The sequence below is a fragment of the Clostridium transplantifaecale genome (genome assembly GCF_900626075.1).
Classification (GTDB): Bacteria; Bacillota; Clostridia; order Lachnospirales; family Lachnospiraceae; genus Otoolea; species Otoolea transplantifaecalis.
In genome coordinates, this window is the sequence record NZ_UYZY01000002.1 from 919,468 (window position 1) to 940,008 (window position 20,541).

The 20,541-nt window shown below is 49.1% G+C and carries 14 protein-coding genes and 1 tRNA gene; 13 read left to right on the plus strand and 2 right to left on the minus strand.

The features are described from left to right. Window positions 1-51 precede the first annotated feature (51 nt). The gene (locus EJL91_RS09810) at window positions 52-1,674 is read right to left on the minus strand and encodes a BCCT family transporter (RefSeq protein WP_125141751.1); all 1,623 of its coding nucleotides are present in this window, start codon (window positions 1,672-1,674) and stop codon (window positions 52-54) included. A gap of 372 nt (window positions 1,675-2,046) precedes the next feature. Between EJL91_RS09810 and EJL91_RS09815 the strand changes: the two genes are divergently transcribed. The 3 genes from EJL91_RS09815 (at window position 2,047) to EJL91_RS09825 (ending at window position 4,817) form a co-directional block, all read left to right on the plus strand. Beyond that, window positions 2,047-3,723 carry a sigma-54 interaction domain-containing protein gene (locus tag EJL91_RS09815; RefSeq protein WP_125141752.1) on the plus strand — a complete coding sequence of 559 codons (1,677 nt, stop codon included), beginning with the start codon at window positions 2,047-2,049 and terminating at the stop codon, window positions 3,721-3,723. A gap of 184 nt (window positions 3,724-3,907) precedes the next feature. Further along, a tRNA-Gly gene (locus EJL91_RS09820) sits at window positions 3,908-3,979 on the plus strand. A gap of 157 nt (window positions 3,980-4,136) precedes the next feature. After that, complete coding sequence (locus EJL91_RS09825) at window positions 4,137-4,817, plus strand: HNH endonuclease (RefSeq protein ID WP_125141753.1); 681 nt, start codon at window positions 4,137-4,139, stop codon at window positions 4,815-4,817. A 92-nt stretch (window positions 4,818-4,909) separates the two neighbouring features. On the opposite strand, the gene EJL91_RS25250 is transcribed toward EJL91_RS09825, so the two are convergent. Further along, entirely contained in the window at window positions 4,910-6,265 is a 1,356-nt protein-coding gene (locus EJL91_RS25250; RefSeq protein WP_125141754.1) for a DNA-deoxyinosine glycosylase, read from the minus strand. A gap of 314 nt (window positions 6,266-6,579) precedes the next feature. Here EJL91_RS25250 and EJL91_RS09835 point away from each other — a divergent pair, with 314 nt between their 5' ends. From EJL91_RS09835 to EJL91_RS09880, 10 genes are all read left to right on the plus strand, one after another. After that, entirely contained in the window at window positions 6,580-7,359 is a 780-nt protein-coding gene (locus tag EJL91_RS09835; RefSeq protein WP_125141755.1) for a DUF6612 family protein, read from the plus strand. Window positions 7,360-7,642: 283 nt separating this feature from the next. After that, the gene (locus tag EJL91_RS09840) at window positions 7,643-9,283 is read left to right on the plus strand and encodes a SulP family inorganic anion transporter (protein ID WP_125142129.1); all 1,641 of its coding nucleotides are present in this window, start codon (window positions 7,643-7,645) and stop codon (window positions 9,281-9,283) included. A gap of 823 nt (window positions 9,284-10,106) precedes the next feature. Beyond that, window positions 10,107-11,102 (plus strand): ABC transporter ATP-binding protein, encoded by a 996-nt coding sequence (locus tag EJL91_RS09845; RefSeq protein ID WP_125141756.1) that lies wholly within the window; start codon window positions 10,107-10,109, stop codon window positions 11,100-11,102. Continuing rightward, entirely contained in the window at window positions 11,095-12,084 is a 990-nt protein-coding gene (locus tag EJL91_RS09850) for an ABC transporter ATP-binding protein (RefSeq protein WP_125141757.1), read from the plus strand. Before EJL91_RS09845 ends, EJL91_RS09850 begins: the two co-directional genes overlap by 8 nt. Next, window positions 12,077-13,036, plus strand: a complete 960-nt coding sequence (locus tag EJL91_RS09855) for an ABC transporter permease (protein WP_125141758.1) — start codon at window positions 12,077-12,079, stop codon at window positions 13,034-13,036. Before EJL91_RS09850 ends, EJL91_RS09855 begins: the two co-directional genes overlap by 8 nt. Before the next feature lie 10 nt (window positions 13,037-13,046). After that, the gene (locus tag EJL91_RS09860) at window positions 13,047-13,874 is read left to right on the plus strand and encodes an ABC transporter permease (RefSeq protein ID WP_125141759.1); all 828 of its coding nucleotides are present in this window, start codon (window positions 13,047-13,049) and stop codon (window positions 13,872-13,874) included. Window positions 13,875-13,943: 69 nt separating this feature from the next. After that, window positions 13,944-15,584 carry an ABC transporter substrate-binding protein gene (locus EJL91_RS09865; RefSeq protein WP_125141760.1) on the plus strand — a complete coding sequence of 547 codons (1,641 nt, stop codon included), beginning with the start codon at window positions 13,944-13,946 and terminating at the stop codon, window positions 15,582-15,584. Between the two features lie 204 nt (window positions 15,585-15,788). Continuing rightward, window positions 15,789-16,664 (plus strand): fructoselysine 6-kinase, encoded by an 876-nt coding sequence (locus EJL91_RS09870; protein ID WP_243125297.1) that lies wholly within the window; start codon window positions 15,789-15,791, stop codon window positions 16,662-16,664. A 97-nt stretch (window positions 16,665-16,761) separates the two neighbouring features. After that, window positions 16,762-18,825, plus strand: a complete 2,064-nt coding sequence (locus EJL91_RS09875) for a hydantoinase/oxoprolinase family protein (RefSeq protein ID WP_125141762.1) — start codon at window positions 16,762-16,764, stop codon at window positions 18,823-18,825. Beyond that, window positions 18,825-20,537: a hydantoinase B/oxoprolinase family protein gene (locus tag EJL91_RS09880; RefSeq protein WP_125141763.1), complete on the plus strand. Its 1,713-nt coding sequence runs from the start codon at window positions 18,825-18,827 to the stop codon at window positions 20,535-20,537. Before EJL91_RS09875 ends, EJL91_RS09880 begins: the two co-directional genes overlap by 1 nt. The last annotated feature ends 4 nt before the right edge of the window (window positions 20,538-20,541 follow it).

The window sequence follows — 20,541 nt, forward strand, 5'->3', positions numbered from 1 at the left end:
TTTGTTTCTGATGTTAATAAGATATTTTGTTCAGCCTGTTCAGCCGTGTTCTCAGGCTTTTGCTTCTTCAGCCGTTACCTCGGCTGCTTCGGCGCCCGTGTTTTCAGCGCAGGCCTCAATATCTTTTTTCGTCTGCGGGTCAAAGAAGAATACTTTAATGCTTGCAATTAACTGAAGGATGAAAATGGCCAGCACGACGAAACCGCCGCAGGCTGCCAGATATTTAACTCCGTCCACGCCCTGTGAACCGCCGCCAAAGGCAACCATGATGCAGGCGATGAGACCGATGGAAACGCCCCATACAACTTTCTGCCAGAGTGCAGGTTCTTCGTCGTGGCGTGCGCCTTCGGTACAGAGCGCTGCGATTGTAGTGGACATGGTATCGGCCGTTGTGGAGAAGGCTGCAATCAGCGTAACGATGATAACAGGAATCAGGATAGCGCCTAACGGTACATGTTTTAAGAATTCCCAGATACCGGATACGGCTCCGCCTTCATTGATGGCGGCGATAATATCTGCCTTGCCGCTGATCTGCCAGTTGAGGGCTGTGCTTCCCCATACGGAGAACCATACGAAACCAAAGGATGCAGGCAGAATCCAGTTGATAATCAGGAACTGGCGGATGGTTCTTCCGTAAGCGATGATAGCGAAGAAGATACCCATCAGAGGAGCATAAGCAATCCAGATAGCCCAGTCGTACATGGTCCACCATGTTACAAGTGCGTCGCCGCCGACTGTGGATGGGTCAAAACCCCAGGTCCAGAAACGATCCAGCCAGTAGCCCAGACCTACGTTAGCCATATTGAGGATGTAAACGGTCGGTCCGATAATGAAAAGAAGGATTAAAAGCACGTAGAAAATTTTGGATGTTAAACCGGCCAGCCATTTGATGCCTTTGTCGATACCGGCAACCGATGCTGCGGTAAATGTTACGGTGATAATTGCAGTCAGGATAAACCATACGATCGGGCCCTGAGCAATGCCGTAAGCTGCGGAAAGTCCCGTTCCGATTAAAGCGAGGCCGGCGCCAAGTGAGGAAGCCAGACCGAGTGCGATTGCCAGAACGGATAAAACGTCCACCAGCGCTTTCCAGAATCCCTTTGTAATCTTCTGGCCAAACAGCGGTGTAAGAGATGCGGAAACGGATAATTCCTGTTTGCGGTTAAAATACATGTAAGCGATAATGACGCCGGAGAGGGCATACATGGCATATGGAATTACCGTCCAGTTGTAGAAGCAGCGTCCAAGTGAGAAGTATGCGGCTTCGTTGGTGTACGGCTGGACGCCGTAACCGTTCAGCTCTCCGTATACGTTTCCAAAATAAATCAGAACCTCGTTAACGCCGTAAGTAATCAGTCCGGTCGCGATGCCGCCTGTCAGTGTCATAGCGAACCAGGAGCCGAAAGAATATTTCGATTTTGCCTGAGGGCCGCCAAGACGGATATTACCGATCTTTGAGAAGCAGAGAAGGGATACCAGAACCAGTGTCACCATTGCGACGATCTGATAGAGCCAGCCGAAGTTTCCGAGGGACCATGTAAAGATTGTTTTGGTGACGTCCGTCAGCCAGGCATTGTTTACGATGCCGAGGATGGCGGCTCCGCCGACAACCAGGAAGCAGGGAATAAACACGCTCCAGCGGATCGGCTTAGAACTTAAATTATTTTCACTCATGTTTTTTGTTTGTATGGAGGTACGCTTTATGCGTCTCCATACTCTCCTTTCCGTTTTTCTGACTTTATATAAAGCAAAACCCGTGCCAACTTTTTTGGATTTTGCAAATGTAGTTAAAAATATATTATAGTATTACACAATTTTTGCTGTATTTAAAAGTATTTTGAGAGAATTTAAAAAATAAACAAAAATCATCAGAGCACCTTACAAATTAATTGGGATGGCACTGGGCGGCAGTCATATTAGTAAAAAACGCATAATAATTTGGCGTACTGCATAATGATTTGGCATATATCTTGACGCAGCATCTTCATTTGTGCTACACTCTGTTCAGAAAATGTCAATATTGCACAGGAGAAAGCGGGGAAAGTAATGAAATTTTATGATTTTTACTTTGTGCTGGACGGAAATCAGGTGATGCTTCGCGTAGAATGGGGGACTCCGCAGGCTGAGAGCATGTATAAACTGCTTTTTTCCAACTGGATTCTGAGGGGAGAAAAGCCATCCAATGTTTTTTCCGTGAAGGATGATGAGAGAGAAGGCGAGATATTTTGGGACGAAGATCATTTTAATTTTGAAAAGCTGGAGGCGGCGGACGGCCATTCCTATCTGTTTTTTAAGAAAAGAGATGATCAGGGCTATTTGTTTGCGAAAACGCTGGATCATATTGCGGAGGGAATCCAGATCTATGATAAAAATGCCTGTGCTGTATTTTTTAACAAGGCCAGCAGGGAGATTGCACACATCCCAAACGATGTTCCGATAGAGGGGCGTCATCTGCTGGATATGTATAACCTGGATGAGAATATCAGCACGATTATGACATGTCTGCGGACCCAGTCTCCGGTAATCAACCGGGTGGATCACTATAAGTCCAGCGACGGTATTTCCATTGCCACGGCAAATACGGCTTATCCCATCAGAAAGGGGAAGGAGCTTTTAGGTTCCGTTGTATTTGAACAGAACAGTGACATTGTAAAAACGTATAATAAGAAAATGGGAGAGATCGACCATGCGCTGAAGCTCTATGAAGAGCATTCCCACTATACGCGTTTTACGGGTTATTCCTTTGAACATATTATCGGCCATGGAGCTAAACTGAAAGAGGCGGTAAATATAGCCAGGAAAGTGGCGCATCAGAACAGTTCCATACTTCTGGTGGGGGAAACCGGGACGGGCAAAGAGATTTTTGCCCAGAGTATCCACAGGGCCAGCGGCCGGAAGGACAAGAAATTTGTTGCGCTGAACTGCGCGGCTATACCGGAATCCCTGATTGAGAGTCTGCTGTTCGGAACGCAGAAAGGCAGCTTTACGGGCAGTGAGAATAAAGCCGGTTACTTCGAGGAGGCCGAAGGCGGAACTCTGTTCCTGGATGAGCTAAATTCCATGAGCCTGAGTATGCAGTCCAAGATCCTGAGGGCGATACAGGAGAATACATTCCGCAGGGTGGGCGGACAGAAAGACATCAGGATGGACGTGCGTATCGTTTCCTCCTGCAATGAGGATCCCTTCCATGCGATTGCGGAAAACCAGTTCCGGAAGGACTTGTTCTATCGGCTGTCGACGGTTATGATTGAACTGCCGCCGCTGAGGGAGCATAAGGAGGATTTGGAGGAGCTGATCGAGTACCGGCTGAATGCCACGGCATTTCAGTATGTACATTCTTTTTCCGGCATTGCCCAGGAGGTTATGGAGGTGTTCCGCGCCTATTCCTGGCCGGGAAACGTCAGAGAGCTGTTTCATGTGCTGGATTACGCGCAGAATGTGGCGGATGGGGAGGTGCTGAAACGGGAGCATCTGCCGGGCTACCTGCGTAAATTCGGGGAGGAGAGGAGTGAGACAAGGCCCGCCGCTTCATTCGGCGGGGACGGCGCCTCCGGCTTTACACCGGGCGTGGAACTTCAGGGGATTATGGATGCGTATGAGCACCAGATAATACAGAAGGCGCTGGAGCATTACGGATACAATATCACAAAGACCGCGGACGCCCTCGGCCTGAGGAGACAGAGTCTTCAGTACAGGATTAAAAAGTACGGTATCATCATTTAAAACAGCCGAATCTTTTTTATCCGGAGGCAGTGAAAAGGAAAACAGAGGAGCATTAGGAGGAATAAAATAAAAAAATTAAAAAATCTGCAAAAACCACTTGCCATAGCGCATAAGTTATGATAGAATATTTCTCGTTGACAGGTCATTATAAAACTTGGGAACAGAAACAATTCATACAATTTATGCGCGAGTGGCTCAGTGGTGGAGTATCGCCTTGCCAAGGCGAGGGTCGCGGGTTCGAATCCCGTCTCGCGCTCTTTTTAATGGCTGGAATTTCCTTGATTTACAGGGGGATTTCAGCCTTTTACGTTTTTGAAATGCTGTAGACAGCTTTTGGGGATAAAATCACGAAACGGTCAAGGTTAAGTGAGGAATACAAGAACAGAAGCGGGGAAGGAGATAATCCGGATATTATGACTATCTACATAGGAATGATAATTGCTGGAATACTTTTATTTTTTATTTTAAAGTCGCCGTATAAATATCCTTATTTTGTACACTATTTTGACGTTTCTGGAAAAAGAAAACCTCAAAAAGAAGACTTGCTTGACAAATTTTTAAATGAAGGAAATTTTTATTTGATTGAGCAACACAATGAGAAAGTACAAAATTGGAAAGAGGATTGTCAGAAAAAACTTGAAAAAGGTGTATTGAAAAATTTCCGCACGAAACAATATCATAAAATTTTAAATGACGATAATGCATTTCAGTTTGTACTGACCCGTCAACAGACACGGTACAGACAGAGAAATTATATTAAGTCTTCTTATAAGGTTGATTCAGTTGACAGCCAATTTTCATGCAGCTATCTTTATATCAAGAATCGTAATGAGCAGCTCAAAGAGATTAATTCAGAATGCACACTTAGGGAATACCATAGCAAAAATCAAAGAAAACTTATGACAAAAGAACTTAGAAAAAAGATTATGACAAGAGATAATTATACTTGTAAACTATGTGGAAAATATATGCCGGATGAAGTTGGATTACATATAGACCATATTATACCGGTTTCTAAAGGCGGTAAGACAATTGTATCAAATCTTCAAGTTCTATGTTCCAAATGTAACGGACATAAATCGGATATGGTGTAGTTCAAAGGCCGTTCTCCGGGAGTGTATCACAAAGCTCCCCGGAAACCGGCCTTTTGTATTTTTCTTAAAAAGAATCAATTTCGGCTTTGCTGTTACTTAAGCGCCTTCTCCCATTCTTCCTTCAGCCGTTCCAGTGTAAACAGTGCATTAGCCGGGCTGGTGGAGGGGCATTTTACCGCCTCTCTTCCGGTCTGTTCCTGGCAGTATTTACGGTAAAGATGAAACGCGGAGTCGCCGTTGGCTATGATTTTTTCAATGTTTGCCGAGCGCAGGATCCGGTTGATATCGGTCGGAATGATATTGCGGATGCTCTTGTCGCTGGACCCCTTGATATCGCAGACGGCGACCACATCCCATACTGCGATTCCATGGCGCAGCAGCAAAGCTTTTTTCTCTTCGATAGTTTCGGGAACCGGTTCTTCGGTCAGGCGGGCAATCAGTCTCCAGAAGCGGTTCTGGGGGCGTCCGTAGTAAAAATTCGTTTCCCTGGATTTGACGGATGGAAAGCTGCCGAGGATTAAAATACGGGAGTTTTCATCATATACCGGTTCGAAGGGGTGGGATACCCGGACATAGCCGGGAGGAAGTTCGTCTTCAATATAGATTTCCTCGTCCAGCCTCTGCCTGCGCCGGCTCAGGGGGACCGCCACGCCGCCGTCTTTGGCGAAGGCAACTACAAATGCATTGATGCGCAGTTTATTTTCCTCATACAGGTTCATGCTCTGATACAGTTCTTTATAGACTTTCAGCAGATAGAATTTGAGCAGCAGTGCATTGGCTTTTTTCCAGTCTGTGCTGACAAGGCTCCCTTTCCGCTTCATGTAGTAGTATATCGGCGTCTGGATTGCGGTAAAGCGCTCGGCGTACCGGATAAAGCTGAGGTTAAAAAGAAAATCTTCACACCACTGGAGCTTTTCCTCCATTTTCAGGCGGTGTGTCTCTATAATGCTGCGCCGGTACAGTTTGTTCCAGAGCACGCCGTAATAGAAATCCGCAGGGTCCTGCATCATATATTCCGCATACATCTCCCGGCTTAACAGGCCCCGCTCCCGGATATGCTGCTTTTCAGTAAATACGGCTTTATCTACGCGGTAGAAATCCGCAATAACCAGATCACAGTCGAATTTTTTTGCCGCATGGACAAAGCTTTCCGTTGCATCCGGAGTCAGCCAGTCATCGCTGTCCATGAATTGAAGATAGGTCCCGACGGCGGCCGATATGGCCTGGTTGCGGCTGTCCGATACACCGGTATTCTCTTTGTCGATAATCCGGAACCGGCTGTCCAGTTCCCCGTATTCCCGGCAGATGTCCAGGCTGGTATCATCGCTTCCGTCATTGACCAGGATGATTTCCATATCCTGAAAGGTCTGCCGCATTACGCTGTCCAGGCATCGGCGAAGGTATTTTTCCGCATTGTATACGGGAATAATCAGTGAAACAAAAGGCATAATCAGACTCCTTTAAATCGGTTTGTAAGATGGTTTCTGTATTTTATGATAACTGAAGTGAAAAAATAATTCAAGGCGACAAAGAGGGAGCTGTCATCCTTTCTGCCGGTGTCCTTCACTCAGAGACAGTTTTACTGGAAAGAATCTCTTATAAAGACAATATTGTAATAAAAATGACGCAAAATATTAATTAAATGGTAAATATAGACAATTGTCCGCCACATAAATAAATGTTATACTTCTATTATACTTTTTGGTAAACAATTCAGTATTACGGTAAGAAGTATAAAGAGAGAGGAAAAAGGAGTAACACTATGAAAAAAATGATTAGAACAGCAGCAGTGATTCTGTCTGCCATGATGGTATTTTCCATGACAGCCTGCGCAAAGAAAGCAGACCCGAAAGAGGTTTTTGACACAGCAGTTAAAAAGAATTCAGAACTGACTTCCATGGATATGGATACAACAATGAAGATGACTATGACGCAGGGAGAAGAGAATATCGACGTAACCGTGGATATGAATATGAAGATGAGTGATATCAGCAAGGATACCATGCAGTACCTGGCTGAAACAAAGACATCACTGATGGGCCAGACCCTGGATGCAACTATCTTTTATAAAGACGGTTACTACTACATGGACAGCATGGGCCAGAAGATTAAATATCCAATGGATCTGACAGCTCTTATGGAATCCGTAAAACAGAGCACGGAGAGCACAAATCTTCAGTCCGATCAGCTTAAGGATCTTACAATGGCGAAAGAGGGAGACAACACCATCCTGACATTTACCGCAGATCCTGAGAAGATGAACGAATACTTAACCGACGTTATGGGCAGCATGAGCGGAATGGGCGCTATGGGCGACACACAGATGTCATTCAAGGAAGCCAGCGGAACCTATACGGTTAACAAAGACGGATACTATACTGACATGACTATGAAGATGACCGTGGACATGGATCTTCAGGGGGAAGCCGTTACTATGGTAATGGATCTGACCGGTAAAGTAAACAATCCGGGACAGGAAGTTACAGTGGAGCTGCCTGATACGGAAGGATACACGGAAGTGGAAATGCCAGCAGCACAGTAATGCGGGCGGTACAAAATAAAAGAAGAAATAAAAATAGGAAACCTGTATGGGCAGTCATTGCCTGTACAGGTTTTTTAATATCGTAGGAAAGCGCTTTATATCCGGCCTTTTTAAGCTCTTTTATGGCAGCAAATGTAAAGTACATGTAAAATATGTATACAATAAACAAAGTACTTAAAAAAGAACTTGTATCCGCATGGAAAGAGAGTGTAAGATGGATATATCTTTGCAGGATTTTAACGGTTCTGCGGAGAATTACTATTTAAGGGGTGTTTTACTGATTATGAAAGAGCTGAAACCACAATTCTTTTTATCCATCAAAGGCTATTCCGGCAAACAGTTCGCCGGGGATCTGACGGCAGGCGTTATCGTTGCGATTATTGCGCTGCCGCTTTCTATTGCCCTGGCGCTGGCCTCGGGTGTCACGCCGGAACAGGGACTTTATACGGCGATTATCGCAGGATTCATCATATCATTCTTCGGCGGCAGCAAGGTACAGATTGCCGGACCGACGGCCGCGTTTGCATCAATCGTAGCAGGAATCGTGGCCCGCAACGGTATGGACGGTTTGATTATCGCAACTGTGATTGCCGGTATTCTTCTGGTTGCCATGGGACTTCTCCGGCTGGGCAGCATGATTAAGTTTATTCCCTTCACGATCACGACCGGATTCACGGCGGGTATCGCAGTGACCATCGTGGTAGGGCAGATTAAAGATTTTCTGGGGCTGACCTTTGAAAAGACGCCGCTGGAGACTATGGAGAAACTGGAGCAGGTAATTACCTGCATTGGCACTGCAAATCTGCAGGCGCTTGGAGTGGGGCTGATTGCCCTCGCTATACTGATTGTGTGGCCGAGATTCAATAAGAAAGTGCCGCCGTCCCTGATAGCGGTGCTTGTATCGGCAGTCCTTGTAAAGGCGATGGCGCTTAAGGTCAATACGATTGGGGATCTCTATACGATTTCCTCCTCCTTTCCGGCCTTCCGCCTTCCTGAGGTTACATATGGAACTGTGAAAACCGTTCTTCCGGATGCATTTACCATCGCAATTCTGGCTGCGATTGAATCTCTGCTATCCTGTGTGGTGGCGGACGGCATGATCGGCAGCAAACATAACTCTAACATGGAACTTGTTGCACAGGGTCTGGGAAATATCGGTTCCGCCCTCTTTGGGGGTATTCCGGCGACGGGCGCCATTGCAAGGACGGCGGCCAATATTAAAAACGGGGGAAGTTCCCCTGTCGCGGGTATGGTACATGCGGTAGTCCTGCTTTTGACGCTGCTTCTTCTCATGCCGTATGCTGCGCTGATCCCAATGCCTGCTATTGCGGCAATCCTGTTCATGGTGGCCTATAATATGAGCGGCTGGCGCACCTTTTTAGAGATTGCGAAGACCTCGCCGAAGAGCGATGTGGTGGTGCTGGTCCTGACATTCTTTCTCACGGTGGTGTTTGACCTAGTGGTTGCCATTGCGGTCGGCCTGATACTGGCATCCCTTCTTTTCCTGAGCAGGATGGCCGATGTCGCCGACGTACAGGAATGGACCTACCTGGATGAGTATGAAGAAGGAAAAGACACCAGGGATTTGAAGCCGGTTCCCGGCCACACAATGGTATTTGAGATTACAGGGCCGATGTTTTTTGCTGCTGCGGACAAGATTCTGGAAGTGCCGTTTTGCGAGGAAAAGAAAGTCATGATTCTGAGAATGAGGAGTGTCCCGGCCATGGATATTACGGCGCTGAACAGTTTGAGAAAATTAAACCGGGTATGCCGGGAGAAGGGAATCAGACTGATGCTGTCACACGTCAATGAGCAGCCGATGAGGGTAATGAGGAAAGCCGGTTTCTGCCAGGAAGCCGGGGAAGATAATTTCTTCGGTTGTATTGATGAGGCTCTGGCAGAGGCGAAGAAGATGGCCGAATAAAATGTAATATTGCAGCAGGAGCCAAAGTCATCCGTACGCACGATGACTTTGGCTTTTTTCATTTCTTCCGTAAATTCTTTCTGGGTGAGGAGTGTTTTTTCCTGGGCAGGCATCATCCCGTTCAGGACAGTGTACATTTCGGGACGGTAATCGTGGCATTCCCATGTCCAGTATGACGATGGAGTCCCGGTGCTGACAAGTTGTGTTTTTTTTAACGAAACAGATGGACCTTTACGCGACTCGCGGAGGAACCTGACCCTCCATTTATCAAGGGATAAATGGAAAACTTGGGACGAATCATTATGATTTGAGAATAAAGGCGGCTATTCCAATATCATTTATTGTCAGAAATCTAACAAAATAAAATGTATTTGTGAAATAGACTAGAATAAAAAAAGGTTGTTTTCATCCTGAGAAGATAGTGATAAAAAGTTTTCAAATATCTTGACAAGAATTTTACAAAATGATACTATTTTCAATAGAGAATAACATTCTGTAATGTTATATAATGAGCTAGATGGAAACGGCCGCTGGAAGGCCGGAGCAGACAGGGGCGGCATAGAGTCCGTTTACCGGACGAGCGACCGACAATAGAAAGTTTGAAAAGCAGGTTTTCGTTGTTGGGGACAGCGACCTGTGCGCAGAGCGCGCAGGTTATCGTTTTGAGACAACATATCATATAATGATACATAATAACTTGCAAAATATTATACGCAATCGGGGTGAAGCTGCGGTGAGAACGTGGATCAATGGAAACGGCAGCCGGGGAGCAGAAAGACGGCACCGGAACGGTGCAGAGTAAAAAAGAAGAGAGTGAGAGCGGATGGGAGAAGTTTTACTGAAAGTTAATAATCTTAAAATGGTGTTTCAGAATAAGAGATCATCATTTGCCGCAGTAGAGGGTCTTACTTTTTCGGTAGAGCGGGGAAAGACTCTTGGGATAGTAGGGGAAAGCGGAAGCGGAAAGACGATGGCGTCCCTCTCCGTGCTGGGATTACTCCCAAATCAGGGGAGGGTGGCGGAAGGTGAAATTCTGTTTGACGGGAAAAACATTCTGGAATTGAGTGAAAAAGAAATGCAGAATCTCAGGGGTAATGAGATGGCCATGATTTTTCAGGATCCTGTCATGTCGTTAGATCAGATTTACACGGTCGGCGATCAGATTATCGAAGCGATCCTGACACATAGAAAAATATCAAAAGACGAGGCGAAGAAGAGGGCGCTCGCTCTGCTGGAGGACGTGGGGATTCCAAATCCGGAGCGTGTGTACCGTTCCTATCCGTTTGAGCTGTCAGGCGGCATGTGCCAGAGGGTTATGATAGCGGTTGCCCTCAGCTGCAATCCGAAACTGCTGTTTGCCGATGAACCTACGACGGCCCTCGACGTGACGGTGCAGGCCCAGATTATGGAACTGCTCAAAAAAATCCAGAAGGAATACGATATGGGGATCGTCCTCATTACTCACGACCTGGGAGTGGTAGCCGATGTGGCGGATGATATTGTGGTGATGTATGCGGGGAAATCCATGGAGATTGCGCCGAAAGAGGTGATTTTCAATTCGCCCTGCCATCCTTACACCCATGGCCTGATCCGTTCGATTCCCCAGCTTGATAAAAAGGAGGAGCGGCTCTACAGCATTCAGGGAATGGTGCCCGACATCAGGAACTTCCCTCCGGGCTGCCGTTTCTGTACGCGGTGTCCTCTGGCGCTCGATGAGTGCAGGGAGAAAGAACCGCCGTTTATAGAGCTTAATGAGAAACATTTTGTCAGATGCCACAGGGCGGAGGAAATTGCGAAGGGAGGTCTGGCCCATGAGTGATGTAATTCTGAAAATCGACCACCTGAAAAAGTATTTTCCCGTCAAGGCCAAGATGTTCTCCGGGGGCAAAGGCACGGTCCATGCAGTGGACGACGTCTGTTTTGAGATAAAAAAGGGGGAGACGTTCGGTCTGGTAGGAGAGTCGGGATGCGGAAAGAGCACCCTGTCCAGGACGATTCTGAATCTGGTTCCCGCCGATGGGGGAACGATCACGTTTAACGGAGAAGATATAACAGGCTTAAAGGGCAGGAAGATGGAAAAGATACGGCGGAAGATGAGAATGATTTTCCAGAAGCCGTACGGTTCCCTAAATCCCAGGGAGAGGGTGAAGGACATTATCGGCGCGCCGCTGAAAATTCATCATGCGGTGCCGGACGGTGAGATTGAAAATGAGGTTCTCAGGCTGATGGATATGGTGGGGCTTAACAGGGAATGGCTGAACCGCTACCCCCATGAATTTTCAGGAGGACAGAGACAGAGGATCGGGATTGCGAGGGCGCTGGCCGGCAATCCGGAACTGATTATCTGTGACGAACCCGTCTCCGCTTTGGATGTATCAATCCAGTCGCAAGTTTTAAACCTTTTAAAGGATCTTCAAAAAGAATTTGAACTTACGTATTTGTTCATTTCACATAATTTATCCGTCGTAAAATTCATGGCGGACAGAATTGCCGTCATGTATCTTGGGGTGATAGTGGAACTGGCGGACAGCGATGAGATTTATGAAAATGCCGCCCATCCCTATACAAAAGCCCTGCTCTCGGCCATTCCCGAAGCAAAGACAACACAGAAAAAAGAAAGAATCATATTAAACGGGGATATTCCAAGTCCGGTAAACCCACCGGAGGGCTGCCGGTTCTGTACCCGATGTCCCTTCGTGGAGGAGCGGTGCCGGACGGAACGGCCGGAGCTTGCGCAGGTAAAGCCGGGACACTATGCAGCCTGTTTCCTGGCCGGGAAAGGGGGCGGCGCTCATGTTTAAATTTATAGCAAAAAGACTGGCCATATCGGCGCTTTTACTGTTCATCGTGACCACGCTGGTGTTTGCATTTGTACATATGATGCCCGGCGATCCCGTTCTGACGATGCTGGGAGTGGACAGCAACCCGGATCCGGTCACCGTTGAAAAAATCCGTACGGAACTGGGGCTGGATCAGCCAATCCTGGTTCAGTACGCCAATTATTTAAAAGGAATTATCCGCCTTGACCTGGGAAAATCATATTCAGAGAAAATTCCTGTCGTACAGGCTATTGCTTCACGTTTTCCGAGAACACTGGAACTGGCCTTTGTATCGCTTGTGCTGGCCTGTCTGGTCGGAATTCCATTTGGAATCATTGCCGCAGTGCGGAGAGGAAAATTCTCGGATCTGGCGCTGACGACGATGGCGTCGGTGGGTACATCAGTACCGGTTTATGTTCTGGGATATCTGCTTGTGGTAATTTTCGCCCTGAATATTTTCAACCTTCCGATTGCGAAACTGCCTGCCAGCGGATTTACCGCATTTTCAAAGAATCCGGGCCTGCATATACAGAAAATCATACTTCCGGCCATTACGCTGGCCCTGGGAGTCGCCGCTTCCATCATGAGGACAACACGTTCCTCCATGCTGGACGCAATGGCCGCGGAATCTGTCAGGCCGCTGCGGGCCAAGGGACTTTCAAATGGAAAGGTAATCAGAAAACATGTAATCAGGAATGCAATGATTCCCGTTATCACAATTATCGGGCTCCAATTGGGTAACCTGATCGGCGGAACTGTGCTCTGTGAGACCGTGTTTAACTGGCCGGGGGTGGCGTCCCTTCTTGTAAAGGCCATTAACCACCGTGATTATCCCCTGATTCAGGGGTGTGTACTGCTGATCTCCGTAGTTTACATATTTACAAATATGATGGTCGACATAATATACGGAATTCTTGACCCAAGAGTCAGATAGGAGGGATACAATGCTTAAGAAATGTTTCAGCAATAAAAAATTTGTTGTTGGCTTTATTATTCTGGTCCCTCTGATTGTTGTTATGATATTCGGCAATTTCCTGATACCCAATGATCCCTACGCGCTGGATACGGTGAACATGCTGCAGAATTCATCGGTTAAATATCCGCTGGGAACCGATGAATACGGACGGTGTATCCTGACCCGTCTGATACTGGGAATCAGGCCGTCCATGATGGTGGCGCTCGGGGGAACGGCCATCGCCTTTGCCGGAGGAACCGTCCTGGGAGTCGCGGCCGGTTACCTGGAGGGCAAAATCGGAACGGTCATTATGAGGGGAATTGACATTATCCTCTGTTTCCCGCCCATCCTGCTGGCCATGATTATCGCGGGCCTGTGGGGAGCCGGAGTCATCAATCTGATGTTTGTAATCGGGATTCTGTACATACCGCACTTTTCACGTATTGCCTACTCTTCCACGCTCCAGGTCAGAAAAATGGAGTATGTGGAGAGTGATTTATCCATTGGAGCCACACCGGCGGCCATTATGAGAAAGGCAATTTTCCCAAACATTATATCGGTTCTGATTGTCCAGGTGAGCACGACGATTTCCAATGCGATACTTCTGGAATCTGGACTCAGCTTTCTGGGACTGGGCGTTCTGCCGCCCACACCGTCCTGGGGCCAGATGATCGGTTCGGCAAGGGGCTATCTGAATGTCAATGTCATGTATCTGTTCTGGCCTGCGCTCTGTCTGTGCCTGACAATTCTGGCGGTGAACCTGATGGGCGATGCCATAAGAGATATTCTGGATCCGAAGCTTAACAACAGTTTTTAATGGCTGGCGCCGGGTGACAGAGAAAATACAGCGCCGGGTACCGTTAACAATAAAAAAGGAGGAAATTTCATGAAAAAAAGAGGTTTGAAAAAAGTAGCGCTTACATTGGCGGCCGCCCTGGCGGCATCCGTAATGCTGACGGCCTGCGGCAGTTCACAGACAGGCGGGGACACACAGCCTGCGGCAAAGGTGGAAGGAGGCACGGCAGCGGGAAGCGAAGAAGCGGCGGGCGCCGAAACGGGTAACAAACGCGATACCTTAAACGTGGGAATCAGCGCCGAGCCGGCCACCCTGGATCCCCATCTTCAGTCGGGACAGGCGACAAGGCTGATTAAACAGCAGATTTACCGCGGACTTATGACTTATACGGCAGATTCCGGAATCGCCCCGGATGTGGCGGATTCCTATACCGTATCGGATGACGGGCTGACCTATACCTTTATATTAAAGGATGCCACTTTCCATGACGGTTCACCAGTTACGGCTGAGGACGTGAAGTTTTCCGTAGAGCGTGTCATGGACGAATCCGTGGCGGCCACATTCGGAAGCGATTTCCGCTCGGTAGTGGACCACGTAAATGCACCGGATGAAAAGACGGTGGAAATTGTCCTGAAACAGCCCTGCGCGCCTTTCCTGGAGTACCTCTGCCTGCCCGAAGCAGCAGTGGTTTCAAAGGCATTCTGCGAGGCGAACAACAACGATTTAAGCACGGCAGCCATGGGATGCGGACCTTATACATTCGGCGGATGGGAGAACGGCCTCTCTATCAGCGTCAGTGCATATGACGGCTGGTACGGAACACCGGTACAGACTCCAAACATTGATTTCTTCTTCTACACAGACGAGACAACGAGGGCCAATGCGCTCCGCACGGGCGAAGTGGACATCATCGACTACGTTCCGTCCAAGGAGGTTATCGCATTTGAGGGCGCCGGTGACGCCAATGTGGACGTGTCGGTTGCACCGTTCATGTGCCTGCAGATTAACTGTACCGAAGGCAGCCCGCTGGCCGATCCGAAGGTGAGACAGGCCATTTCCTACGCAATTAAAAGAGACGATGTAATTAACGCGGCATTTATGGGACGCGGCGAGCCAATCTTTGGTTTCCCGACCATCGTAGGCCAGAACGGCTATGACGGCAAATATGACAACTATTTCTCCTATGACGTTGAAAAGGCAAAAGAGCTTCTGGCGGAAGCAGGTTATCCGGACGGTTTCTCCTGCAAGCTCTTATCCTCCTCCACCTACGCAATGCACGAGCAGACCGCAGTATGCGTACAGTCCAGCCTCGCCGAAATCGGTATCAAGGTGGAACTGGAGCTTCCGGACTGGGCAACGCGTATCGAGCGTTCCAACGTGGGTGACTACGACATGATGGTATCGGGAACAACGGGAAATATCGTGGATATGGACTGGGCGACCAACTACTATGAGAGCGGAGATGTGCGGATGAACAGCTGCCCGGGATTTGCCGACGACAAGATCGATGAGCTTCTTGCAAAGGGCAGAACTACTCTGGATGAAAAAGAAAGAGCAGAAATCTACGATCAGTTCAGGGAGAGGGCGCTGGAGCTTTCACCATTCGTATTCATCAACTTCAGGGAGCAGGTATTCGCAACAGCCAAGAACGTTCACGGATTCCAGAACCTGGACGGCATCCTTACCTACCTTTCCGGCCTTACATTACAGGATACTTACGTAGAGGAATAAGAAACCGGCGCGGGAAAAACACCGCCCATCATAAAATTAAGTTTTATCCGGGGCAGTACAGAAACTGCCCCGGAGTAAAAGATATAAACATATTGTAATGATATATAATGACACAGCAATTATGGATACGGATGACAGAAACCTGAATGATGCGGCGCCGCTACACCGCCGCACGGGTAATGGGGCATGCGGAGGCAGAACAGATTGAGAGTAATAGGTATTGGTGACAATGTATGCGATAAATATGAACATTTAAAGACCATGTTTCCGGGAGGCCAGGCGCTGAATTTTTCCGTCTACGCCAAAATGCTGGGCGCGGATGCCTCTTATATGGGGGTATTCGGAACGGATGAGGCCGCAGACCACGTGATAAGCACGCTGGACGAACTGGGAATCGAGCATGGCAGGTGCAGGCAGTATGAGGGTGAAAACGGCTGCGCCAGGGTGACCCTGGTGGACGGGGACCGTGTTTTTCTTGGAAGCAATAAAGGGGGAGTTACCAAGAAACATCCTCTGGAACTTACGGAGGAGGACCTTAAATATATAAAGACATTTGCTCTGGTGCATACCAGCAACAACAGCTATATGGACAGCCAGCTTGAGAAAATCCATGGGGCAGGGGTTCCCCTTTCCTATGATTTTTCCGGACAGTGGGTAAACGGGAGTCTGGTGTCAAAGGTGGCGCCCTATGCCACTTATGTATTTTTATCCTGCGGTTCCGTGACAGAGGAAGAGGGCAGGCGCATCTGTCTTGATATGTATGAAAAGGGGTGCCGGTTTATCGTGGCGACAATGGGCAGCCGGGGAGCGCTCGTTTATGACGGCAAAGAATTCTACAGCCAGCCGTCCCATCTGGTGGAGGCGGTGGATACGCTGGGCGCAGGGGACTCCTTTGCAACGGCATTTCTGCTTTCCATGATAAACGAGGACGGGCGCGGGCAAAAAGAGGACGGCGCTAAGCCGGACAAAGACGGGGAACCTTATAGGAAGAAGTTAAGAACGGCAATGGAAAACGGAGCGGCATTTGCAGCCGGTACCTGTCTGGCACAGGGAGCATTCGGGCACGGCAGGAAATTTTGATACAGTTCAGATTTCGGCCAAACTGCAACAAAATGATGCTTTATGGCTGAACTGTCACAATTCCTGCACCTAAAAGACGAAAATACGAGGTGAAAATATGAGTTATATGATTGGCGTAGACGTCGGCGGTACGTTTACAGACTTTTCAATATTCAACACAGAGACGGGGAAATTAAAACATTTCAAGCATAGCTCCACGCCGGATGATCCGTCAAGAGCAATTGTAAACGGCATCCTCCATGTTCTCTCAGAAGACTGCATTGGCCCGGAGCAGGTGAGCTACCTGGCACACGGAACAACGGTTGCAACCAACGCCCTGATAGAAAAGAAAGGCGCGCGCCTGGGACTGATTACAACAAAAGGATTCCGCGACCTGATGGAAATCGGCTGGCAGAAACGGCCGTCCCTCTATGATCTATCAAAACAGAAACCCGAGAGCCTGATCCCGGACGGCATGAAATGCGAGGTAGAGGAGAGGATTTTATACGACGGTACGGTTAAAACAGCGTTAAATGAGGACAGCGTCCGCGAAGCGGTGCGCTATCTGAAGGAACAGGGCGCCCAGACGATTGCCGTCTGCACTCTTTTCTCCTTTATCAACCCGGAGCATGAGGTGAGAATCAGAGAAATCATAGAAGAAGAGTATCCGGAGGCCTATGTTTCCACCTCCCATGAGCTGGTTCCCGAATTCCGGGAGTATTCCAGGATGAGCACAACCGTGCTCAATGCCTATCTGGGACCCGTTATGGAAAAGTACGTACATAACTTTGAAAAATCTATTCTGGACTCCGGGATCACGGTAGCCCCTTATGTGACACAGTCCAACGGTTCCGTCATTTCCATTGCGGAGACTATCGACTGCCCGATCAAAACGGCCGTGTCGGGACCCAGCGCCGGCGTTATCGGCGCCGTCTATATCGGAAAGCAGTGCGGCATCGACAAGGTAATCACCTTTGATATGGGAGGCACCAGCATCGACGTCAGCCTGATTGAAAACGGAAAGGCGTCCCTGTCCAACGAGAGGCTTGTGGAGGGGTATCCGGCCAGAATTCCAATGATAGATATTGTAACGGTAGGCGCAGGCGGCGGTTCCATCGCCCGGATTGACGCCGGTGGAGCCTTAAAGGTAGGACCCGACAGCGCCGGAGCGACGCCGGGACCGGCCTGCTATATGCGCGGCGGTACGGAAGCTTGTGTCACGGATGCCAACATCGTACTCGGCAAGCTGAACCAGTCAAAGATTCTGGGCGGCCGGATGGACGTGGATTTGGAACTGGCTAAAAAAGCCGTCAAAGAGAATATCTGCGGCAAGTCCACCCTGGATTTGAAACAGGCGGCAGCAGGAATTATCTCGGTTGTGAACTCCAATATGACTCGCGCCATCCGCGTTGTGTCCGTGGAGCGCGGATACGACGCACGGGAATTCACACTGATGGCCTTTGGCGGCGCAGGCCCGCTCCATGCGTGTGAGGTGGCGAGAGATATGGGAATCACCTCCGTGCTGCTTCCGCCGTCACCGGGAACGCTTTGCTCCCTGGGGCTTCTGATGGCCGATACGAAGTTTGACATCAGCCGTTCCAACGTCATGATTGCGGAGGAGGAGAACCTGGACAAAGTACAGAAGATTTTTGATACGCTGACCGAAGAGGGTAATGAGCTTCTCGACAAAGAGAGTGTTGCAGAGAAAGACAGAAGCTTTACTTACCTGATCGAGTGCCGGTATGAGAGACAGAATTATGAGATTGGCATCGAGGTGGATGGCCGTTTCACAAAAGAGGTGATGGAGGAGATGATCGAGAATTTCCATCAGGAACACAACCGTTCCTACGGCTATTTCAACAGGAACATGAAGCTTCAGATGGTCAACTACCGTGTCAGCGCCATCGGAGACATCATCAAACCGGATCTGGCGGAAATGCCGGTGGATCCGAATGCGGAGCCGCCGAAGCCGTTTACCACCCGCGACGTCCTGTTCGATCGGGAGAACGATTATATAACCACCAATATTTACAACAGGGATGATTTCAAACCGGGCTGCACGGTTATGGGGCCGGCGATTATTGAACAGATGGACTCCACCTCGGTAATCCCGCCGGACTGGAAGGCGTACACGGACGGATACCAGAATATCATCGTGACTTACGAGGGAGGTGCAAAGTAATGAAAAACCAGGTTGATGCAGTAACGGTGGAAATCGTGGGAAACCTTCTCTTATCCATCGCGGAAGAAATGGGAGTGGCGCTAATCAAGAGCGCCTATTCCACCAACATCAAGGAACGGCGCGACATTTCCACCGCGGTGTTTGATCCGGAAGGAAATATGGTGGCCCAGGCCGAGCACGTCGCCATGCACCTCGGCTCCCTGCTTGGAATTATCAAAGAAGTTTATAAAAAACATGCCCCGGAGGACATCAGGCCCGGCGATATGTTTATGGGAAATGACCCATATAACGGCGGCGGAACCCACCTGCCGGACATCACGGTGACGCAGCCGGTGTTTGTCGGAGAAAAGCTGATTGGCTGGGTAGCCAACCTGGCCCATCACAGCGACGTGGGCGGCAAAGTGGCCGGTTCCACCTCGGGTGATGCGGTGAGCATTTTCCAGGAAGGACTTAAAATTCCGCTGGTCAGAGTGTGCCGCGATGATGAGGTCAACGATGATATTATCAGTTTCCTCATGGCCAACAGCCGTATCCCCGGGGAGCGTTACGGGGATCTCCAGGCTCAGATTGCTTCGAACCGTGTAGGGGCAAAACGTCTGACCGAGGCGTTCGACCGCTATGACGATCTGCTGGTGGACAGTATGCACGAGCTTCAGAACTATGCGGAGAGAAGGCTGCGGGCCGGTATCCGGAATCTGCCGGACGGAGAGTATGAATTTACCGATTACATGGACGACGCGGGCGTGGGCCATCCTGAGCCAATCAGGATTCAGGTCAGGGTCACCATAAAAGGGGACGATATGCACCTGGACTTTGCGGGAACCGATCCCCAGGTGAACGGACCGAACAACGTGACCAAGAACGGGCTTCTCGCCACCGTGTTCTACTCATTAAAAGCCCTGATTGATCCGGGAATCCCGTCCAATGCCGGAATATACAGGGCATTCAGCGTGGAGGCGGAGCCGGGAACCATCATCAATGCCACAAACCCGGCGCCTGTGGGAGCGCGTATCGATACGTGTATGCGTGTTGCGGACGTTATCTTTGGGGCGCTTGGACCGGCCGTGCCGGAGCGCGCCCTGGCAGGATGCAATTCTTCCTGTACCTCTGCGATATTCAGCGGAACCGACCCGGAAGATCCGGAGCATTTCTACGTATACCTGGAAACCATTGCAGGAGGATCCGGGGCACAGAAAGCGAACGACGGCCTGAGCGGCGTCCAGGTACATATGACTAATACCTCAAATCTTCCGATCGAGGCCCTGGAGATGGAATTCCCGCTATTGATTGTCCACAAGTACGGGTTGATTGAGAACAGCGGAGGAGCCGGGGAATACAGGGGCGGACTAGGAATCGAGCGTATTTTCGAGGCGATGTACGACAACATCAATTATACAGGGCTGGGAGACAGACAGGTTTATAAACCCTGGGGACTCTACGGCGGCATGGAGGGGGCAGGCGGTGAATATTTCATCACCCGCACCGACGGTACGGTGGAAAAGCTGATTTCCAAATGTACCGACGTACCGCTGCATAAAGGTGATATTGTCACGGTGCACACGCCGGGAGCCGGCGGTTACGGGGATCCGAAAAAGAGGAAACCGGAGGCGGTGCTGAGTGATGTAATTGAACATAAGGTTTCAATTGATAAGGCGGAGGAGCTTTACGGAGTAAAAATCAGAAAGGACGGCGGCAGTTACAGGCTGGCCTGACAGG